The organism is Synechococcus sp. A10-1-5-1, assembly GCF_023115425.1.
In the GTDB taxonomy this organism is placed as follows: Bacteria; Cyanobacteriota; Cyanobacteriia; order PCC-6307; family Cyanobiaceae; genus Vulcanococcus.
This window is the reverse complement of the sequence record NZ_CP096032.1, coordinates 310,626-329,880: the sequence shown is the minus strand read 5'-3', so window position 1 is coordinate 329,880 and position 19,255 is coordinate 310,626. Positions and strand designations below refer to the sequence as shown.

17 protein-coding genes are annotated in these 19,255 nt (G+C 61.0%); 13 read left to right on the top strand and 4 right to left on the bottom strand.

Going from position 1 to position 19,255, the window contains the following annotated elements:
- A complete protein-coding gene (locus MY494_RS01690; protein WP_247911012.1) occupies positions 1–1,281 on the top strand; it encodes a D-alanyl-D-alanine carboxypeptidase/D-alanyl-D-alanine-endopeptidase in 1,281 nt (426 codons plus the stop codon).
- On the opposite strand, the gene MY494_RS01685 is transcribed toward MY494_RS01690, so the two are convergent.
- The gene (locus MY494_RS01685; RefSeq protein ID WP_247911011.1) at positions 1,278–2,213 is read right to left on the bottom strand and encodes a hypothetical protein; all 936 of its coding nucleotides are present in this window, start codon (positions 2,211–2,213) and stop codon (positions 1,278–1,280) included. The genes MY494_RS01690 and MY494_RS01685 overlap by 4 nt on opposite strands.
- Before the next feature lie 20 nt (positions 2,214–2,233).
- Entirely contained in the window at positions 2,234–2,710 is a 477-nt protein-coding gene (gene coaD, locus MY494_RS01680; RefSeq protein WP_247911010.1) for a pantetheine-phosphate adenylyltransferase, read from the bottom strand.
- Between the two features lie 83 nt (positions 2,711–2,793).
- Between coaD and MY494_RS01675 the strand changes: the two genes are divergently transcribed.
- Genes MY494_RS01675 through MY494_RS01645 form a run of 7 tightly spaced genes read left to right on the top strand, consistent with a single transcriptional unit; the run spans position 2,794 to position 8,980 of the window.
- Positions 2,794–3,276 (top strand): flavin reductase family protein, encoded by a 483-nt coding sequence (locus MY494_RS01675; protein WP_247911009.1) that lies wholly within the window; start codon positions 2,794–2,796, stop codon positions 3,274–3,276.
- Positions 3,273–5,321, top strand: coding sequence for an excinuclease ABC subunit UvrC (uvrC, locus tag MY494_RS01670; RefSeq protein ID WP_247911008.1), 2,049 nt, complete (start codon positions 3,273–3,275; stop codon positions 5,319–5,321). Before MY494_RS01675 ends, uvrC begins: the two co-directional genes overlap by 4 nt.
- Positions 5,322–5,326: 5 nt before the next feature.
- A complete protein-coding gene (locus MY494_RS01665) occupies positions 5,327–5,614 on the top strand; it encodes a hypothetical protein (RefSeq protein ID WP_247911910.1) in 288 nt (95 codons plus the stop codon).
- Positions 5,611–7,134 (top strand): cryptochrome/photolyase family protein, encoded by a 1,524-nt coding sequence (locus MY494_RS01660; protein WP_247911007.1) that lies wholly within the window; start codon positions 5,611–5,613, stop codon positions 7,132–7,134. The genes MY494_RS01665 and MY494_RS01660 overlap by 4 nt, the downstream gene beginning before the upstream one ends.
- A gap of 29 nt (positions 7,135–7,163) precedes the next feature.
- On the top strand, positions 7,164–7,748 hold the full coding sequence (gene hemJ, locus MY494_RS01655; RefSeq protein WP_247911006.1) for a protoporphyrinogen oxidase HemJ: 585 nt from the start codon (positions 7,164–7,166) through the stop codon (positions 7,746–7,748).
- The gene (locus tag MY494_RS01650) at positions 7,748–8,416 is read left to right on the top strand and encodes a PHP domain-containing protein (protein WP_247911908.1); all 669 of its coding nucleotides are present in this window, start codon (positions 7,748–7,750) and stop codon (positions 8,414–8,416) included. Before hemJ ends, MY494_RS01650 begins: the two co-directional genes overlap by 1 nt.
- A gap of 27 nt (positions 8,417–8,443) precedes the next feature.
- Positions 8,444–8,980, top strand: coding sequence for a hypothetical protein (locus tag MY494_RS01645; RefSeq protein ID WP_247911005.1), 537 nt, complete (start codon positions 8,444–8,446; stop codon positions 8,978–8,980).
- On the opposite strand, the gene cobN is transcribed toward MY494_RS01645, so the two are convergent.
- On the bottom strand, positions 8,977–12,666 hold the full coding sequence (cobN, locus tag MY494_RS01640) for a cobaltochelatase subunit CobN (protein ID WP_247911004.1): 3,690 nt from the start codon (positions 12,664–12,666) through the stop codon (positions 8,977–8,979). The genes MY494_RS01645 and cobN overlap by 4 nt on opposite strands.
- Positions 12,667–12,752: 86 nt before the next feature.
- On the opposite strand from cobN, the gene MY494_RS01635 reads away from it, so the two are divergent.
- The 3 genes from MY494_RS01635 to MY494_RS01625 are packed head-to-tail and all read left to right on the top strand — an operon-like array spanning position 12,753 to position 17,588.
- Entirely contained in the window at positions 12,753–13,670 is a 918-nt protein-coding gene (locus tag MY494_RS01635; RefSeq protein ID WP_247911907.1) for a branched-chain amino acid transaminase, read from the top strand.
- Between the two features lie 7 nt (positions 13,671–13,677).
- Positions 13,678–17,286 carry a methionine synthase gene (gene metH, locus MY494_RS01630; protein ID WP_247911003.1) on the top strand — a complete coding sequence of 1,203 codons (3,609 nt, stop codon included), beginning with the start codon at positions 13,678–13,680 and terminating at the stop codon, positions 17,284–17,286.
- Between the two features lie 26 nt (positions 17,287–17,312).
- Positions 17,313–17,588 (top strand): DUF4090 family protein, encoded by a 276-nt coding sequence (locus MY494_RS01625; RefSeq protein WP_247911002.1) that lies wholly within the window; start codon positions 17,313–17,315, stop codon positions 17,586–17,588.
- A gap of 1 nt (position 17,589) precedes the next feature.
- On the opposite strand, the gene MY494_RS01620 is transcribed toward MY494_RS01625, so the two are convergent.
- Positions 17,590–17,817 carry a hypothetical protein gene (locus MY494_RS01620; protein ID WP_247911001.1) on the bottom strand — a complete coding sequence of 76 codons (228 nt, stop codon included), beginning with the start codon at positions 17,815–17,817 and terminating at the stop codon, positions 17,590–17,592.
- 128 nt (positions 17,818–17,945) lie between these two features.
- Between MY494_RS01620 and MY494_RS01615 the strand changes: the two genes are divergently transcribed.
- Complete coding sequence (locus MY494_RS01615) at positions 17,946–18,326, top strand: DUF2237 family protein (RefSeq protein ID WP_247911000.1); 381 nt, start codon at positions 17,946–17,948, stop codon at positions 18,324–18,326.
- A complete protein-coding gene (locus MY494_RS01610) occupies positions 18,326–19,243 on the top strand; it encodes an NAD(P)H-dependent glycerol-3-phosphate dehydrogenase (protein ID WP_247910999.1) in 918 nt (305 codons plus the stop codon). The genes MY494_RS01615 and MY494_RS01610 overlap by 1 nt, the downstream gene beginning before the upstream one ends.
- Positions 19,244–19,255 lie beyond the last annotated feature (12 nt).

Here is a 19,255-nt window from a genome sequence, read left to right as displayed (position 1 = left end):
ATGGCGGGGCTCCGCGCTGGAGTGGGTCTCGGGCTAGGCCTGGCTTTATTTCCCTGCGTTGCCCTGCAAGCGGCGATTCCAGAAACCACCCAGGCAGCCAGGGCCATTGCCCTGCCCCCGGCGCCTCCGCCGTTGGGGCTGCCCCAGCTGCAGGCCCGGGTCAGTTGCCCGGCCCTTCAGAACCGCCTGCGCCAGGTGCTCGGCAGTGAGGCCAGTGTCTGGAGTGTGAGCGTGGCCGATGAATCCGGTCGTCTCCTGGCAGATCTCAATGGTCTGACGCCTCGCATCCCCGCCTCCAATCAGAAATTGGTGGCGACTGCGATTGCCCTGGATCGTCTCGGACCGGATTACAGCCTCACGACGCGACTTTGGCGCCAATCCGACGGAAGCCTGCTGATTACCGGCGAGGGGGACCCCGATTTCAATACCCCTCAACTGCAGCGCTTCGCCAAGTTGGCGCTGGGTCAAGGCGGTAGTGGATCGCCGGCACCGTCCGCGGTCCGAATCCAACTCCAGGAGGAGCCTCCCCAGCGTTGGTGGCCAGCGGGATGGCCCGGCGAGGATCGCGTCGAGGCCTACGGCGCTCCGATCACCCGTTTGGCGGTGACGAGCAATGCCAAAGCGATGGCCGTGAGCGATCCCCCCAGTCGCCTGCAGCAACTCTTGGGCGCGGAGATCCAGCGTCAGGGCGGTCAGGCGGTGATCACCACCGTGAGTCCAGCCCGATCGGGAAATCCCTCCTCAGGCGCTGTTTTGCTCCATGAGGAGCGCTCCATTGGCATGCACGGCCTGCTCAGCCTGGCCAACACCGAAAGCCACAATTTCACCGCTGAGGTGCTCCTGCGTCAGGGCACAGGGAGTTGGGACCAGGCCACCAGTCAGGCGTTGGCCAGCCGATGGCTCGCCGCCCAGGGGTTACCGATGGCAGGGGTCAAGGTCGTCGACGGCAGTGGCCTTGACCGCGGGAATCGGCTCACCAGTCGCCTGCTGGTGGCTCTGATGCTGCGGATGGCTCAACATCCGATGGCGGATCACTACTTCGCTTCGATGGCGATCGCTGGCGAGCGTGGGACCTTGCGTAACTACTGGTATGACACCGAGCTGCAGGGTCAGTTTTTCGGCAAGACCGGAACGATCCGTGGGGTTCGTTCCGTCAGCGGGTTGTTGGACACCAGCTCGGGCCCCCGCTACATCAGCATGATCTCCAACGGATCTGCAGCCCCCAATTCGGTCATGGGGCAACTCTTGCGTCAAACCCGCAATGGGGCGCTCTGCCCCTAGCGATTTCCAGCTGCCCTGCGGATGCGATCAGCTGCGCGGCGGGCGCGGGTGATCGGCACGGCTTGCTGACCTGAGGTTGGATTGGGCACAAGGGAGGCGGGGTTAACGCCTTGGAGCTTCACCAGCTCTCGCTTGCCGGCAACGACCACCTGGCCCATCTCCCGCAGACGGTCCTCCAGTTCACCCAGAACCTGCTCGGCGTAGCGGTTAGCACCCTCTTGAATGGAGCTGGCTTCCTGCCGGCTGCGGGCGATGAGTCCCTCGCATTGTTGCTGGGTCTGCTGGCGGAATTGCAGAGCATCGCCCTGAACGCGCTCGGCTTCGGCCTGGCTGCTCTGTTGAAGCCGAAGGGCCTCAACACGGACTTTTTCCAGTTCCGCAATGCTTTGCTTGCGCGCTTGTTCGTGTTGTTCGCTCAGCTGGCGCTTGAGTTCAATGGCTTCCTGGTCCAGCTGTTGTCGGCGCTGCAGTCCTTCTTGTTCCAGCTGCTGACGACGCTGGCTGAACTGTTGCTCCAGCTGGGCCAGCCTGGTTTGGTGTTCCTGTTCTGTTTTGGCGACCTGCTGGCGCGCTTGGGCGATCATCTGCTCGCACTGCTGGCGGGCCTGCTCGCGCAGCTCGGCCACCTGACGCTCCGCCTCGCTGCGGATGGACTGGCTGTTGATCAGCTGGTCGCGCTGCTGTTTGGCCTGGGCAACGATGTCGTCGGCCTTTTGACGGGCCTGCTGGATGAACTCGTCCTTTTTCGCCACCAGCTCGTCGGCCTTCACCAGCTGAGCTGGCAGCGCATCACGAACGGCATCCATCAACTCGATGGCGTCCTGCTCGTTCACCAGGCGACCGCCGCTGAACGGGACGCGGGTGCCGTCGAGGACGACTTCCTCCAGTTGATCCAGCTGGTCGAGCACGGAGGTCAGCTGCGTCTCAGACATCAGCGGGGTGCATGGAGGGATTACTGATTAAAAAGCCTCGATAGATCTTCTGCCACTCCTGTGGGGACCATGTGACCAACCGGTCCGCCGAAACGGGCCACCTCTTTGACGACTGAACTGCTCAGAAAGCTGTGGGCCGTTGCCGTGGCGAGGAACAGCGTTTCGAGTTCTGGAGCGAGGCTTTTGTTGGTGTGTGCGATCTGGAGCTCGTACTCAAAATCGCTCAAGGCTCTGAGGCCGCGCAGGATCACCCCTGCCCCACTCCGATGGGCAAATTCCACGGTCAATCCGTCAAACGCCGCGACTTCGACCTGGCTGAGATGGCTCGTCGCACCACGGATTTGTTCGATCCGCTGGTCAACGCTGAAGCACGGATTTTTGCTCGGATTGCGGAGCACGGCCACCACCAGACCGTCGAAGAGATGGGACCCCCGTTCAATCACATCCAGATGCCCCAGGGTCAGGGGATCAAAGCTGCCGGGATAGAGGGCTTTCATCCTCTGATCCTAGAAAATCCCGGCTATGGGAGACCCGCAGACGGACTGCTGTTCCTAGAGTTTGGGCACTGTGAGACCGATCCATGGCACTGAATGCAGACGCCAAAAAGACCTTGCTTCGCAAGATTCCCCACGGTGTCTTTATCTGCGGCGTGGCGGAAGGCGATGAGGTGAACGGCTTCACCGCGAGCTGGGTGACCCAGGGCTCCTTTGAACCACCCCTGGTGGTGATGGCTGTGCGCGCTGATAGCACCAGCAACGGGATGATTCAGCGCACCAAGCGCTTCTCGTTGAATGTCCTGGCGGCCGATCAGAAGGACCTGGCTGCGGTGTTCTTCAAACCGCAAAAAGGCGTTGGTGGTCGTTTTGATGCTGCCCCCTTCAGCCTGGGTGAACTCGGACTCCCGATCCTGAATGACGCCCTGGGCAGTGTCGAGTGTGAGCTGATCGGGCAGGTCGCCCACGGAGACCACACCGTCTTTGTCGGTGAGGTCAAGAGCGCCGTTCTCAACCGTGATGGTGCCGCCCTCGAACTGAGCAGCACTGGCTGGCAGTACGGCGGGTGAAGTCCCTGCTGCAGGACCCTGCTCGGCTGAAGGCTCGTCTGAAGGAGGTCCCCACTGAGCCGGGCTGCTACCTGATGCGCGACGCGGAGGACCGGATCCTCTACATCGGCAAGGCCAAGGTTCTGCGCAACCGGGTCCGCAGCTACTTCCAGAGCGGGAGCGGCCATGGCCACTCCCCGCGGATTGCCCTGATGGTGAGGCAGGTTTGCGAGATTGAGTTCATCGTCACCGACAGCGAGGCGGAGGCGTTGGCCCTCGAGGCCAACTTGATCAAGAACCACCAGCCGCACTTCAACGTGCTGCTCAAGGACGACAAGAAATACCCCTACCTCTGCATTACCTGGAGCGAGGCTTATCCGCGGATCTTCATCACCCGTCGGCGTCGTTTTCGTTCCCCCTTAGATCGGTTCTACGGGCCCTATGTCGACGTCGGGCTGTTACGCCGCACCCTGGGCTTGGTGAAACGGGTTTTCCCCCTGCGCCAGCGTCCGCAACCGCTTCATCGCGATCGGACCTGCCTGAACTTCGATATCGGCCGCTGCCCAGGGGTCTGCCAGGAAAAGATCAGCTCTGAGGACTACCACCGCACCCTTCGGCAGGTGGCCATGGTCTTTCAGGGGCGCAATGAGGAGCTACTCGAACTGCTCCACGAGCAGATGCAGCGCTACGCCGAGCGGCTGGATTTCGAAAGCGCTGCTCGCGTTCGTGATCAGCTCCAAGGCATCGACACCTTGACGGCCGACCAAAAGATGAGCCTGGGCGATAGCTCGGTCTCTCGGGACGTACTGGCCTTGGCGGCCGACGAACGCGTGGCAGCAGTACAGCTCTTTCAAATGCGGGCAGGAAAGCTGGTGGGTCGCTTGGGCTTCACTGCCGATGCGATTGGCATGCCCCCGGCGGCGGAGGGCGCTGGCGAAGACCTTCCCCCATCGCCGGAGCGTCGAGACGCCATGGGGCGGGTCCTGCAGACGGTGATTGAAGAGCACTACAGCCAGGTCGAGGGGGTGGAAATACCCCCTGAGCTCTTGCTTCAAGCCCCGTTGCCTCAACAGCAGCTCATCGAGGACTGGCTCTCTGAACTGCGCGGACGCAAAGTCCGCTTGGCGGTGCCGCAGCGTGCCCAAAAGGCGGATTTGATCGAGTTGGTCGAGCGCAACGCCAACTACGAATTGGAGCGCGCCCGACGGGCCAGTGAACAGAACCTGCTTGCCACGGAGGACCTGGCTCAACTGCTCGAACTGAATACGCCTCCACGCCGCATTGAGGGATACGACATCAGTCACATCCAAGGGAGTGACGCGGTGGCCTCCCAGGTGGTCTTTATCGATGGCTTACCGGCCAAGCAGCACTACCGCAAATACAAGATTCAGAGCAGCTCGATCCGCTCCGGACACTCCGATGACTTCATGGCGATGGCCGAGATCATGCGCCGTCGTTTTCGCCGCTGGGCGCAGGCCAAGGCAGCCGGAGCGGACCTCAGGGACCTACGGCGATCTGCAGGCTCAGCACTCCACACCGGTGGGCTCAACGACTGGCCCGATGTGGTGATGATCGATGGAGGAAAGGGCCAGCTTTCGGCAGTCATGGAGGCCCTGCGTGAACTGAACCTGGATGAGGATCTGGTCGTCTGCTCCTTGGCCAAGCAACGGGAAGAGGTCTTTATCCCAGGGGTGAAGGACCCGTTGGATAGCGAGCCTGAGCAGTTGGGCGTTCAGCTCCTGCGCCGGCTGCGGGATGAAGCCCACCGTTTTGCCGTGAGTTTCCACCGTCAGCAGCGGGGCGAGCGGATGAAACGCTCACGCTTGTCCGACATCCCAGGTCTTGGACCCAAGCGCATCAAGGAGCTGTTGGCCCACTTCCGCTCGATCGATGCGATTCAGCTGGCGAGTCCTGAGACGCTCGCTGCCGCCCCAGGCATGGGGCCAGGTCTGGCCAAGGTGATCTGGGATCACTTTCACCCGGGCGCAGACGAGGTCGTCTCGGCCGATCCGCAGGATGGAACGTCCGACATCGAGAATGGTCGTTCTTTGGAGCTCGCTGGTTGAAGCCGTTGCGTTGGATCTTGGCTTCCATCAGCGTTCTGTTGCTGGCGTGTCCCCCCACGGTCTGGGCGGCCCCAGGCCTGTGCATTGGACCCATCTGCGCCGATGAAATCAGCCGCAGCGCGAAACATCATTTTCAGCTCCGCATGCGAATCAGTGACCAACGGGGCCATCGCGAGCGGATCGTGATTGATTGCCGCAACGGGCAACTCTCACCGGCCGCGGGGCTTGTTGAGCGTGGTTATGCCAAGGCAGTAGCCAGCAAGGCCTGCCGTCTGGCGGGTGAGCCGGCATGACCATCGGGATTTGGGTCCTAGGCGATCAACTCAACCTTGAGCAAGCTGCCCTGGCCAGCTCGAGACCTGAGCGTTCCCGCGTGTTGCTGCTGGAGAGCTGCTCCGTCCTGGAGCGGCGGGCTTATCACGCCCAAAAGATGGTTCTGGTCTGGAGTGCCATGCGGCACTTCGCCGGCGATCTCCGCGATCAAGGCTGGACGGTGGACTGCCTTGAAACCGAGCAGTTCAGCACGGGATTGTTGGCCTGGATCGAACGCCACGGCATCGAGGAGCTGCGTCTGATGGAGCCGGTCGACCGAGGCTTCCGCAACGCAATCGAGCGGCTTTCACTCCCGATCCCTCTGCAGTGGATTCCGAGCAACGCGTTCCTTTGGAGCCGCGACGACTTTGCCGATTGGGCGGCCCGGTACAAGCAACTGCGGATGGAGCTCTTCTATCGCGAAGGGCGCAAACGCTTTGGCGTGCTCATGGACGATGACGCTGAACCGATGGGCGGGCAGTGGAACTACGACCAGGACAACCGCAAGCCGCCCACCAAGGGTCTCTCAGGCCCAGCGCCCCTCTGGTTTGAGCCCGACGCCATCACGGAAGCCGTCATCGAGAAGGTCGAGGGGCTGCGAGAGCGCTTTGCCCTGCCAGGTCGTGCCCACCCCTTCCGCTGGGCGGTCAGTCGCAAGCAGGCCCTGGAGGTCCTGGAGCACTTCATCGCGACCCGCCTTTCCGGGTTTGGTCCCTACCAAGACGCGATGGTCAGCGGTGAACCGACCCTCTGGCATGCCCTGCTCTCTCCTTACCTGAATCTGGGTTTGCTCCATCCGCTGGAAGTCATCCAGCGTCTTGAGGCAGAGGGCCTCGCTCGACAGGTCCCCCTAGCTGGTCTGGAGGGTGTGATTCGCCAGGTCCTGGGCTGGCGTGAATACACACACGGTCTGTACCACTGGTTTGGTGAGGACTACGCAGTGGTCAATCACTTCAAGGCCACAGCGCCACTACCGCACTGGTTTGAGGAGTTGGGCGGCAGCGGCATGCGTTGCCTGGACACCGTCTTGGGTGAGATTAAGACCAGTGCTTACGCCCACCACATCCAACGCTTGATGCTGCTGGCGAACTACGGGCTGCTCGCTGGACTGGATCCCCAGGCACTGACCGCTTGGTTCCATCGGATGTTCATCGATGGCTTCGATTGGGTCATGCTCACCAACGTCCTGGGAATGGGCGTGTTTGCCGATGGGGGGCGCCTAGCCAGCAAGCCCTATGCCGCCAGCGGGAACTACATCAAACGGATGAGTAACTACTGCAAAGGCTGCGCGTTTGACGTCAAACAACGCACTGGTCCGCAGGCCTGCCCCTTCAACAGCCTGTATTGGGACTTTCTCGCCCGCCATGAGCCAGAACTCAAGCGAAACCACCGCATGGGCTTGGTGATGAAACAGTTGAGCAAGCTGCCGGAGGAGGAAATCGCCGCGATTCGGTCCAGCGCAGCGAACCATCGCGCCATGGCCGCCTCTGGTGCCACCTAACTTGTTGCCCAGTTCGGCTCCGGCCTGTGATGACCCTGGCGGCCCTTCCTCCTGAGGCCTACCTCTGGTTCAAGACCCTGCACATCGTTGGGGTCGTGGTTTGGTTTGCCGGCCTCTTCTACCTCGTACGGCTGTTCATCTATCACCGAGAGGCCGAAGAGCTCGAGCCTGCTCTCAAAGACGCCTTCCAGGCCCAGTACGGCTTGATGGAGAAGCGACTGGCGAACATCATCACCACCCCGGGCATGGTGGTCGCAGTCTCCATGGCGATTGGGCTGCTTGTGGCCAATCCCGCCTGGCTGCAACAGGGTTGGATGCACGCCAAGTTGGGCTTTGTCTTGGCCCTGCTGGCCTATCACTTTTTCTGCTATCGCCTGATGGGGCAGCTGCAGCAGGGAAGTTGCGGCTGGAGCCCCAAACAGCTGCGAGCCCTCAATGAACTGCCGACTCTGCTGTTGGTGATCGTGGTGATGTTGGTGGTGTTCAAAAACCAGTTCCCAACGGGTGCTGCCACCTGGTTCCTCGTGGCGCTGGTGGTGTTCATGGCCGCGTCGATTCAGTTCTATGCGCGCTGGAGGCGCCTACGGGCTGAGAAAGAAGCCGCTGCCGCCTGATCCCTGTGCCCAGCGACGCTCGCCACCACCCCCTGGTCCCGGTGCTGGAAACGGTCACCGCTTCCTGCTGCCCTGGTCGGCTGAATTTCCATTGCCACACCACCAACAGTGACGGCAGTCTTCACGCGGAGGCCTTGGCTGCTCAGGCGCTCTCCATCGGTTTAGAGCACCTGGCGGTCACCGATCACCACAGCACCGATTCCTTCAGGCCGATTCAACAGTGGTTTGAGCAGCAATCAGAGACCGGTGCCACCACCCCTCATCTCTGGAGCGGGATGGAGATCAGTTGCTTACTCGAAGGCTGTTTGGTTCATGTGCTGGCCTTGGGCTTTGAGCTGGACCATTCAGCGCTGGAGCCCTACCGCCAGGGGCAGGCGCCCGTCGGAGAGCCCTTAAAAGCAGTTGAAGTCCGCCGCAGGATTCATGCGGCAGGTGGATTGGCCGTTCTGGCGCATCCGGGGCGCTATCGATTGCCGTTTCACAGGCTGATTCCTGCGGCAGCGGACCTGGGTTTCGATGGGGCCGAGGCCTTCTACGACTACGAGATGCAAGCGCGTTGGCGTCCAACACCGTTGGTCTGTGAATCAGTGACCCAATTGCTCGACAAACACGGCCTTCTGCGAAGTTGCGGCACTGATACCCATGGCTTGGAGCTTTGCGGCCGCTAGGGTCTCCCAAGATCGTGAAATCTTGCGATGGGCCTGTTTGACCGTCTCCTAGGGAGTGACAAGCCGCAGGCACCCGCCACAAAGCGGGAACCTGCGAAAAAAGAAGAGGCGTTCTTCCTTGATGCTGATACGTCCAGCAGCATGGGAAATGTCGACTTCATGCGGCAGTCCAACACGATCCGGCGAACCTTCCCAGGTACAGTCGACAACCCTGGGAACAAGGAGATCGTCGACGAAGTGGCTTCGTTGACTGCACGTCGAGTGAAGGAGTCCGCTGGATTGGGCGACCCGAAGCCTGCAGAAGCTCAGGCGGATCTCACCGGTGGGATTCCCAAACAGGTGAAGAAGACGTTCTGTGAGCCAATGACCATGGCTGAACTGGATGAACGCAAGCGCGGTTCCTCCTTCGGTGTGAACGTTCCTGGTGGTCCCGCGGCGATCAAAGCTGAGCAGGAACAACAGGCAGAGGTCGCGGCACAGGAGCAAAAGCCTGCATCTACGTCCACATCCCAGTCCAAGGCCGGTGACATCGGTGCCTTCAAAGGCTGGGTGAAGGACCTCTAACCCTCAATCAAAGCCTCAGCGCTTAAGACCAGCTCCCGCAAATGCGCGAGCTGGTTTTTTTGTGCCCCGCTCCAGAGCCCCCGGTGGTGAGCCTCCAAGAGCCGCTCGCCCATGTCCCGTAGGGCCCAGGGATTGTGGGTTTTAAGAAAGTCCAAGACCGCAGGGGACTCAAGCCACTGCTGACAGATCGAGCCATAACTCCAATCCGGAACGCGGCCGGTGCTGGCGTCATAGGCGAAGAGGTAATCGAGGCTTGCGGCCATTTCGAAGCCACCCTTGTAGCCGTGCTGCAGCATCCCTTCAATCCAGCGAGGATTCAAAACGCGGGAGCGCAGCACTTTGTCGAATTCCTTCTCAACCCGATGGATTCGCGGCCGCTGATGCCGTGAATGGTCTCCAAACCAGACAGCGGGAGCGACTCCGCGCACGGACTCCACCGCTGCACTCAGACCGCCCTGGAACTGGTAGTAATCGTCAGAATCCAGGCAGTCGTGTTCACGGTTGTCCTGGTTCTGCAAGACAACTTGAACAGACTCAAGCCGCTGCTTGAAGCCGCCGCGGTCGGACGCGATCCGCAGGGCACCGGTGCCATCCCCCTCGTAGCGCCAGCTTCCCCAATTCAGGTAGGCCTGGGCCAGATCAGCCCGCTCCTCCCACTCGCCACTGTCAATAAGCCCTTGAAGGCCAGCGCCATAGGCGCCAGGGGCAGAGCCGTAGACCCGCCAGGCATGACCATCCTGTTTGGCGGCGGCCGCGAGGGGGTTTTCGCTGGTTGACTCATCGGCGAAGGCCACCAATGCGGTGGCACGGTTCACCCAGCCCACCAATTGTGGAAAGGCATCCCGGAACAGACCCGAGATCCGCAAGGTCACATCCACCCTGGGCCGGCCTAAGGCCGAGAGCGGGATCAATTCGAGATCCACCAGCCGCCGACTCGGCCCATCCCAGACTGGCCGGACACCCATGAGGGCGAGGGCCTGGGCAATGTCTTCGCCACCATTGCGCATCGTGCTGGTCCCCCAGACCGAGAGGGCGAGATGGTGCAGCGGTTCGCCCTCCTCCATGAGGTGTTGATCAATCAGCAATTCGGCGCTGCGGCGGCCAAGGTCCCAGGCCGCTTCTGTCGGTAGACCGCGCAGATCAACGCTGTAGAAATTGCGGCCTGTGGGCAAAAGGTCCGGACGTCCACGGGTCGGAGCACCGGAGGGGCCGGCAGCAATCCTCTGGCCAGCGACCCCGCGTAGGAACGCGGACTGCTCGGCCTCGCCGCAGTGCAACAGGTTTGGAACCAAACGCTTCTTCAACCGGGTCAGCACGATCTCGGTCTGTGGACCAATGCTCGAGCTGATGCTGGATTGGCCCAGAAGATCGCGGCAGAGCTGCAATGCCTGTTGCTCCAGCCACTCGATCGCGTCACCGCAGCGACGCGGCTGCTGGAGACCGAACTCCATCAGACGCCCTTGATCAGCGGCATCGAGGGGTGTCTCTTCGAGGTCGCTCCAAGGATCGACAAGAAGGGCGGCATCGCGGGCCAAGGCCTGGGTGAGGCCAAGCCCTTGGTCCTGGGGGGGGCGGGCCAGACAGGCCAGCAATTCGGCCAGGGCCTCGTCCGCGGGGAGTGAACCAAAGCGGTGTAGTCCTGTGCGGATCTGCGCTTCCTTGAGCTCACACAAATACCCATCGGCAGCATCAAGGGGGTCATCCCCTTCTGCGCTCGCCAAGACATCGCCCAGTTCCGAAACGCTCAGCTGCTCCAAGATCTCGGAGCGCAGCGCTTCACTGCGGGCGCTCCCAAGTTGCACAGCTTCCCAGTACTCATCAATCAGCGCCTCGAGCTCGCGCAGATCTCCGTGGAGTCCGGCGCGCCCTAAAGGAGGCGTCAGGTGATCAAGGATCACGGCCTGGGCGCGGCGTTTGGCCTGGGACCCTTCACCAGGGTCATTGACGATGAAGGGATAGAGGTGGGGCATCGGCCCGAGAGCCAGTTCCGGGAAGCAGCTGCTCGAAAGTCCCAGACCTTTTCCGGGAAGCCATTCGAGATTCCCGTGCTTGCCGACATGGCAGACCAGCTGCACCTGAGCGCATTGGTTCAGCCAGAGGTAGTGGGCGAGATAGTGATGGGTCGGAGCCAGATCCGGAGAGTGGTAACTCAGGCTCGGATCCCTGTCGTAACCACGGGATGGCTGGATCATGACCACCACGTGACCGAAACGCAGACCATGGATCGGGAACCCATCCCGTTCAAGGCAGGGGTCTTGCTCGGGTGGCCCCCACTGGGTCTCCAGGCTGCTTCGGACAGCGCTGGGCAAGGCCCCATACCAAGCGAGGTAGTTCTGAAGGGAGAGATGGGCTACCGGCTTGAGGTGGGTGCTCTCCGGATCATTGGTACGGCCGGCCAACAGGGCCGTGATTAAGGCATCGCCATCGCAGGGGAGATCAGAGCCGACCTCATAGCCAGACGCCCCTAACCAATGGAGCATCGCTGCAGCGCTGGCTGGGGTATCGAGACCAACCCCATTGGCCAGACGGGCGTTGCGCGTCGGATAGTTCGCCAAAACAAGCGCAAGTCGGCGCCTGGGCGCCGGTGTGGCACGCAGGTCACACCAGCGCTGAACCAGCTGGGCTATCCAATCGAGCCGTTCGGGGTCTGGTACGTAGTGATGCAGGGCGGTGGCCAGGCGGTCGTCGGCATTGGCAAGCTCCTTGAAGGCTCCGACCCGTGTGGTGATGCGGCCATCAAGTTCTGGCATCGCCACCTGAAGGGTCAGATCCAGCGAAGCCAAGCCCACGGGACTGGCCTGCCAACCCTCCCGTGACTGGGTGCTGCAGAGCACCTGAAAGATCGGGACACCGAGCTCCTCCCAGAGCGGGGCACCAAGACCCGCCTCGGCGAACTGAACAGAAGCAAAGGATGTGGTGCAGAGAACTGCATCAACCTGTTCCCGTTGGAGCAGATCAAGGGCACCCCTTTGAACACCCGGGTCCCGCAAACTGCTGACCCAGAGAGCGCGCGGACTCATCCCCCGCTGCCTGAGGGCATCCAGGAGAGCCTCCGATAGCGCCAGATCACCGGATTGCAGGAGCGCTCTGTAGAGAATCACCCCAACCCGCGGTCCGGGCTCGTTTCGCCAGTCATGGGCCTTGGGATCCTCAACGGCTTGCGCCTGGGGCAGCGTGACCTGGCCTTGCTCGAGAAAGGAACCCAAGCTCTGCAGGACAGACAGAAGATTCCCAGAACCGCCTTCCCGTAGGCACTGACTGCTAGCCACCGCCAGCGCAGCAGGAACACTGCTCAAGGCAGCCAAGGCCTGGTCTTCATCCTCGGTTCCCGCCAAAACCACAAGATTGCGATCCGGGGCCGACTGCGCCCACTGCCTGAACTGTTCGAGGCCATAACTCCAATGGCCCCGACCGCCCAGCAGACGGATCAAGACGATCCGCGTGCCACTCAAGCTGGTGCGGATGTAGTGGTCCAGAACCGCCGGGTGCTGGAGGCTCGCCAGATTCAAGCCCTGGATTTGACGTCCTTCGCCAGCCGGAAAGCGATTTTGATCGAGCGTGGATGAGAGCGCGGCCAGGTCCGTATCGGCGCTCGAGAGGAAAACCAAGTCCGCCCCCGGCTGCTCCACGTAAGTGACCCCGTCATCAGGGCTCTGGCTACCGGGGACAGCCGCGAGACGGTGCATCAATCCATCTTGCTGGTTCAGGGCTCGCGCTTGGGCACCAGGCAGTGAGAAGATCGTCTGCAGCTGTGGCCGCCCCCACCGACCCCATGCATCAGTTCCTGCCCTACGCCTGGTTCGGTGGCAAGTGTGTGCCTTTTGCTGAGGCCACCCTCTCGGTAGCGACCCACGCCCTGCATTACGGCACCGGTGCGTTTGGTGGGATGCGGGCCATTCCGAACCCCGCCGATGCCAACGAAATCCTGCTGTTCCGAGCGGATCGCCATGCCAGACGTCTGAGCCAAAGCGCCCGTCTTCTGCTGACCGAACTCAGCGAAGACACGATCCATGCTGCGATCCACCAATTTCTGCGCGCCAATAAACCGACGTCTCCTGTCTATCTGCGGCCATTCGTCTATACGAGCGATCTCGGTATTGCACCCCGCTTACACAACATCGAGACGGACTTCCTGATTTACGGGCTCGAGCTGGGTGATTATCTGTCCCCCGAGGGTGTCAGTTGCAGGATTAGTTCCTGGACCCGCCAGGAGGACCGTTCTCTCCCCCTACGCGGCAAAATCAGTGGTGCTTACATCACCAGTTCGTTAGCGAAGACCGAGGCGGTCAAAAGCGGTTTTGATGAGGCCCTGCTGCTCAATAGCCGCGGCAAGGTCAGCGAGGCCAGCGGCATGAATTTGTTCCTGGTTCGCGACGGTGTCCTGATTACACCTGGGGTCGATCAGGACATCCTTGAGGGCATCACCCGCTCCAGTGTTCTTGAACTGGCCAAGACCATGGGCATACCCACCCTCGAGCGGCCCGTCGATAAAAGTGAGTTGTTCATCGCCGATGAGGTTTTCCTAAGCGGCACGGCTGCGAAGGTCACCCCCATCCGCCGGGTAGAAACGACAGAACTCAGTGCAGAGCGTCCGGTGATGAACGCCATCCGTGAGCGCCTGACGGCCATTACGGAAGGGCGTGATCCAGCCTTCGACCACTGGGTCACCCGCATTCGCCTCGACGGCTGATCGATCGATGCTGGCGACCCAACGAATCGGTTTTCTCGAGCGACTGCACAGCCCAGAGCGGCCCGTGTTGGTTTTTGATGGCGCAACCGGAACGTCCTTGCAGCAGATGGATCTGACTGCCGATGATTTCGGTGGTCTGGCCCTCGAGGGCTGCAATGAAAACCTCGTCTTCACCCGACCGGATGCCGTCCAGGCCGTCCATCGACAGTTCCTTGAGGCGGGCTGCGATGTGATCGAGACCGACACCTTCGGAGCGACCTCCACGGTGTTGGCCGAATACGACATCGAAGACCGGGCTTTTGAGCTGAATCAGCGAGCGGCGGAACTCGCTCGGGAAATGGCTGCGGCGTACTCGACGCCCGATAAACCAAGGTTTGTGGCGGGCTCCATGGGCCCGACGACAAAGCTGCCAACCCTGGGGCACATCGGCTTCGATGAGATGCGCGACTCTTTTGCCGAACAAGCAGAAGGCTTGATCGCAGGCGATGTTGATCTTTTCATCGTTGAAACCTGCCAGGACGTTCTGCAAATCAAGGCAGCGCTCCAAGGGATTGAACAGGCCTTTGCAAAAACGGGACAGCGGCGGCCCTTGATGGTCAGCGTGACGATGGAGACCACCGGCACGATGCTGGTGGGCTCGGACATCGCAGCTGTGGTCTCCATTCTTGAGCCATTTCCGATCGATGTCCTCGGTCTGAACTGCGCGACGGGCCCCGAGCAGATGAAGGAGCACGTCCGCTACCTCTCGGCCCACAGTCCCTTCGTGGTGAGTTGTATCCCGAACGCGGGATTACCCGAAAACATTGGGGGTGTGGCGCACTACCGGCTCACCCCTACTGAGATGAAGATGCAACTGATGCACTTCGTTGAAGACCTGGGTGTTCAGGTCATCGGTGGATGCTGCGGCACCACACCGGCCCATATCGCAGCTCTTGCTGAGCTCGCTTCAGAGTTGAAGCCGGCTGAACGCTCCGTGCGTGGCAGTGTTGAGCCCGATCCCGAGGCACCCCGGCCAGCCCTGCAGTATGAGCCGTCGGCGAGCTCGATTTACGGCGTCACCCCGTACCAGCAGGACAACTCCTTCCTGATCATTGGTGAGCGTCTCAACGCCAGCGGCTCCAAGAAAGTTCGGGAGTTGCTCGCTGAAGAGGACTGGGATGGCCTGGTGTCGGTGGCCAGGGGCCAGGTCAAGGAGAATGCCCACGTTCTCGACGTCAACGTCGACTACGTCGGTCGCGATGGTGAGGCCGACATGCATGCGTTGGTGAGCCGTTTGGTGACCAACGTCAACCTTCCACTGATGCTGGACTCCACGGAGTGGCAAAAGATGGAAGCCGGCCTCAAGGTGGCCGGTGGTAAGTGCATCCTCAACTCCACCAACTACGAAGACGGCGACGAGCGCTTTTTCAAGGTGCTCGAACTGGCACGCAACTACGGCGCCGCCGTGGTGGTCGGAACCATCGACGAAGAGGGGATGGCCCGGACTGCGGAGCGTAAGTTTGCGATCGCCCAACGGGCTTATCGCGATGCCGTGGAATTCGGCATTCCCGCCCACGAGATTTTCTACGACCCTCTAGCGCTACCGATCTCAACGGGCATCGAAGAGGACCGCGAAAACGGACTCGCCACGGTTCAGGCGATTCGCATGATTCGCGAAAACCTCCCGGGCGTGCATGTCGTCCTTGGAGTCAGCAATGTCAGCTTTGGTCTCTCACCAGCGGCTCGGATTGTCCTGAACTCCGTCTTTTTGCATGACTGCTGTGAGGCGGGCATGGATGCGGCGATTGTCAGCCCCGCCAAGATCCTCCCCCTGATCAAGATCAGTGAGGAGCACCAACAGGTCTGCCGAGACCTGATCAACGACAGCAGGCGCTTTGAGAATGGAGTCTGCGTCTATGACCCCCTCACCGAACTGACCACCCTGTTCGAAGGGGTCTCAACAAAGGAGGCGAGAGCTTCCGGTCCGTCCTTGACCGATCTGCCCATCGAGGAGCGTCTGAAGCAACACATCATCGACGGCGAGCGCATTGGTTTGGAAGATGCGCTGAAAATCGCACTTGAAACCTATCAACCACTCCAGATCATCAATACCTATTTGCTGGATGGCATGAAGGTGGTTGGTGAGCTCTTTGGTTCAGGCCAAATGCAGTTGCCCTTCGTCCTGCAAAGTGCCGAGACGATGAAGTCAGCCGTCGCCTTCCTCGAACCCTTGATGGACAAGGTGGAAGGCGAGAGTTCAGCTAAGGCCAAGTTTTTAATCGCCACGGTCAAGGGTGATGTCCATGACATCGGCAAGAACCTTGTCGACATCATTCTGACGAACAACGGTTATGAAGTGATCAACCTGGGGATCAAACAGCCTGTTGAGGCGATCATTGAAGCCCAGCAAGAACACAACGCCGATTGCATTGCCATGAGCGGACTGTTGGTCAAATCAACAGCCTTCATGAAGGACAATCTCGCGGCCTTCAACGATGCGGGGATCAATGTTCCTGTCATCCTTGGCGGAGCGGCCCTGACCCCTCGCTTTGTCAACAAGGACTGCCGCGAGGTCTACGGCGGGCAGGTGATCTACGGGCGGGATGCCTTCGCAGATCTTCGGTTTATGGACGCCCTTGTCTCGGCCAAGGCGGACGAGCAGTGGGACAACGTCCAAGGTTTCCTTGGGTCGATCCCCGATGGACTGGGTCTCGAAAACGTCAACGAGGTCGACCGCTCCGATTCCTCCGCTGATGCACCCGCAGCGGAAAGCGCCGGAGCTGCGGCTCTAACCGTCACGACGGAGCGCTCAGACACCGTCCCGGAGGAACAGGCGCTGACCCCTCCGTTCTGGGGAAGCCAGGTCCTCCTCGAGTACACCATCGATATCGAGGAGGTCTTTGGCTTCCTGGATCGCAATGCCCTCTTCGCTGGTCAGTGGCAGCTGCGTAAGGCCCAGGGCCAGTCCCGAGAGGACTACGAAGCGATGTTGGCGGAGAAGGCCGAGCCGGTCCTCCAGCACTGGAAACAACGCTGCATTGACGAGGTGTTACTCACCCCTCGAGTGGCCTATGGCTATTTCCCCTGCGGCAGGGATGGAAACGCTCTTGTGGTGTTCGATCCCGAGGAGCGCCAGATCGAACTGGGGCGCTTTGAGCTGCCTCGCCAACGCTCCGGCAACCGCTACTGCATTGCCGATTTCTACCGCGATCTAGCCCCCGGAGCCTCTGACGTCCTGCCCATGCAGGCCGTGACCATGGGTGAGCGAGCCACGGAGTTCGCCCAAGAGCTCTTTAAAGGAGATCAATACAGCGATTACCTCTACTTCCATGGGCTTGGTGTGCAAATGGCTGAAGCCCTGGCTGAGTGGGTCCATGCCCGCATTCGCAGTGAATTGGGTTACCCCGACCCTGCGGAGATGCCCCTGCGGGATGTTCTGGCCCAGCGCTATCGCGGCAGCCGCTATTCCTTTGGCTATCCGGCCTGCCCCAATGTGCCTGATTCCCGTCAGCAACTGAGCTGGCTGGGCAGTGAGCGTATTGGGCTGAGCATGGATGAAAGCGACCAGTTGGAGCCGGAGCAGAGCACCACAGCCCTCGTCGCATTGCATAGTCAGGCCCGTTATTTCTCCGCTTAGGGTCGAGGGCCTCTCACAATTGAGCAATGGCCATTGCTGGACCTGGCGGCGTTGATGCTGCAATCGCCTCGGGCATTGACCTTGATGGCAGTCCAATTCCCCAGGACATGTTGGCCCTCTACAACGAGGTAATGGACCTGGAGAGCCAGCGCGCTCGTAGTGGCGTCAAGAAATCGATGCGGAATCGAGTGGTCAAGACCGGTTCGAAACACTTCGACCAGCAGACCCTCGATGCTCGCCTCAAGGCTGCCGGTTGGGATGGTCTAAAGGAGAAAGAGGTGGCCTTCTTCTACGGCAGCTGACTCAGCCGCAGAGGTTTTCCATGGTGTCGATCACTTCCTGCTGAAAGGCTTCCAAGTCAGTGGAGTCCGAGAGGTCGACACCTTCTCCAGCTGCGTTCTGCGCTAATTCCTGAAAGTGGAATGCGCCTTCGCCGTTGGCCAAGAACTCAATGGCAGAGCTCTCGCCGCTCTCCTTGAAGGCATCGCAGAGGGCCAGGAAGGCTCCGTCTTCGGTGAAGTCCCAGCTCATGTAGGGGGGTTGGCTGAATGACCTTTAACGCCTCCCCCCCCGATTCCGTCAACCTCCCAGACGGTTTTGTGCCACTCCTTCGTCAGAATTGGGCTCTAGATCCCGGTCTGATCGGACCCCAACCAACGATGAACGCAGCCGAGACCATGCCCCTCAATGTTTTGGGAAACCCCCTGCAGGAGTGTGGATGTGACCCGATGACAGGCTGGTTTCGCGATGGAAGCTGCCGGACGGATGCGGCCGATTTAGGGCGTCACAGCGTTTGTTGCGTCGTCAATGAGCAATTTCTCAGCTACTCGAAGGCCCAGGGCAATGATTTGACGACGCCGATGCCGGCCTACGACTTTCCAGGGCTCAAGCCAGGTGATCACTGGTGCGTTTGTGCAGCCCGCTGGTTGGAGGCTTACCAAGACGGCATGGCCCCGCCGGTACGGCTGGAGGCCTGTGAGGACTCCGCCCTTGCCATCATTCCTCTGGAGCTCCTCCAGGGCCACGCCGCGGCCGCCTGATGTCTCTGGCCATTGGCGTCCTGGGCCTTGGAGCCTGGGGTCACACCCTGGCAGGCCTCTTTGAGCGGCAAGGGCACAGAGTTCGGAGTTGGAGTCGTCGCAGTGGGGGAGATCCTGTGGCGGTCATCCAGGGGTCTGATCTGGTGCTTGTTGCTCTTGCCCTTGATGGGGTCAAGCAGCTCGCACCAGAGCTGGGCCCGCGGTGGGACCAGCAGGTGCCCCTGGTGAGCTGCAGCAAGGGACTCGATCCTGAATGCCAACGCACCGCCAGCCAGATGTGGAACGTTGCGAACCCGGAGCTGCGTCTGCTGGTGCTGAGCGGTCCCAACCTGGCCAGTGAATTGGCCCAGGGTTGTCCAGCAGCCAGCGTCCTGGCAAGTCAAGACCAACCGCTGGTGGAACAGCTGCAGAGACAGCTCAGCAGTGACCAATTGCGTCTCTATGGAAGCGACGATCCACTTGGGGTGGAGCTGGCTGGAGCACTCAAAAATGTGATGGCTATCGCAGGGGGGATCTGTGATGGCCTGCAGCTTGGCGCCAACGCCAAGGCCTCCTTGCTTTGCAGGGGCATGGCGGAAATGAGTCTGGTGATTCAGCAGCTGGGGGGTGACCAGGCCAGCCTCTATGGCTTGGCAGGGCTGGGTGATCTCTTGGCAACGGCCAACAGCCCTCTAAGCCGGAACTACCGCTTTGGCTTGGCCTTGGCAGGTGGGCAAACCGCCCCTGAGGCCCTGATGGGTGTCGGTGCCACTGTGGAGGGCTACAAGACCGCCCAAGCGGTCGCAGGCATGGGGCAGAGACACGGATGGGCACTTCCGATTTGCCAGCAGGTCGTGGCCCTGGCAGAGGGGCGCTGTAGCCCGAAGGAGGCCGTCCATGCCTTAATGCAGCGGAGTCTTCGCGGCGAACAGGGATAACGCTGAATGGTT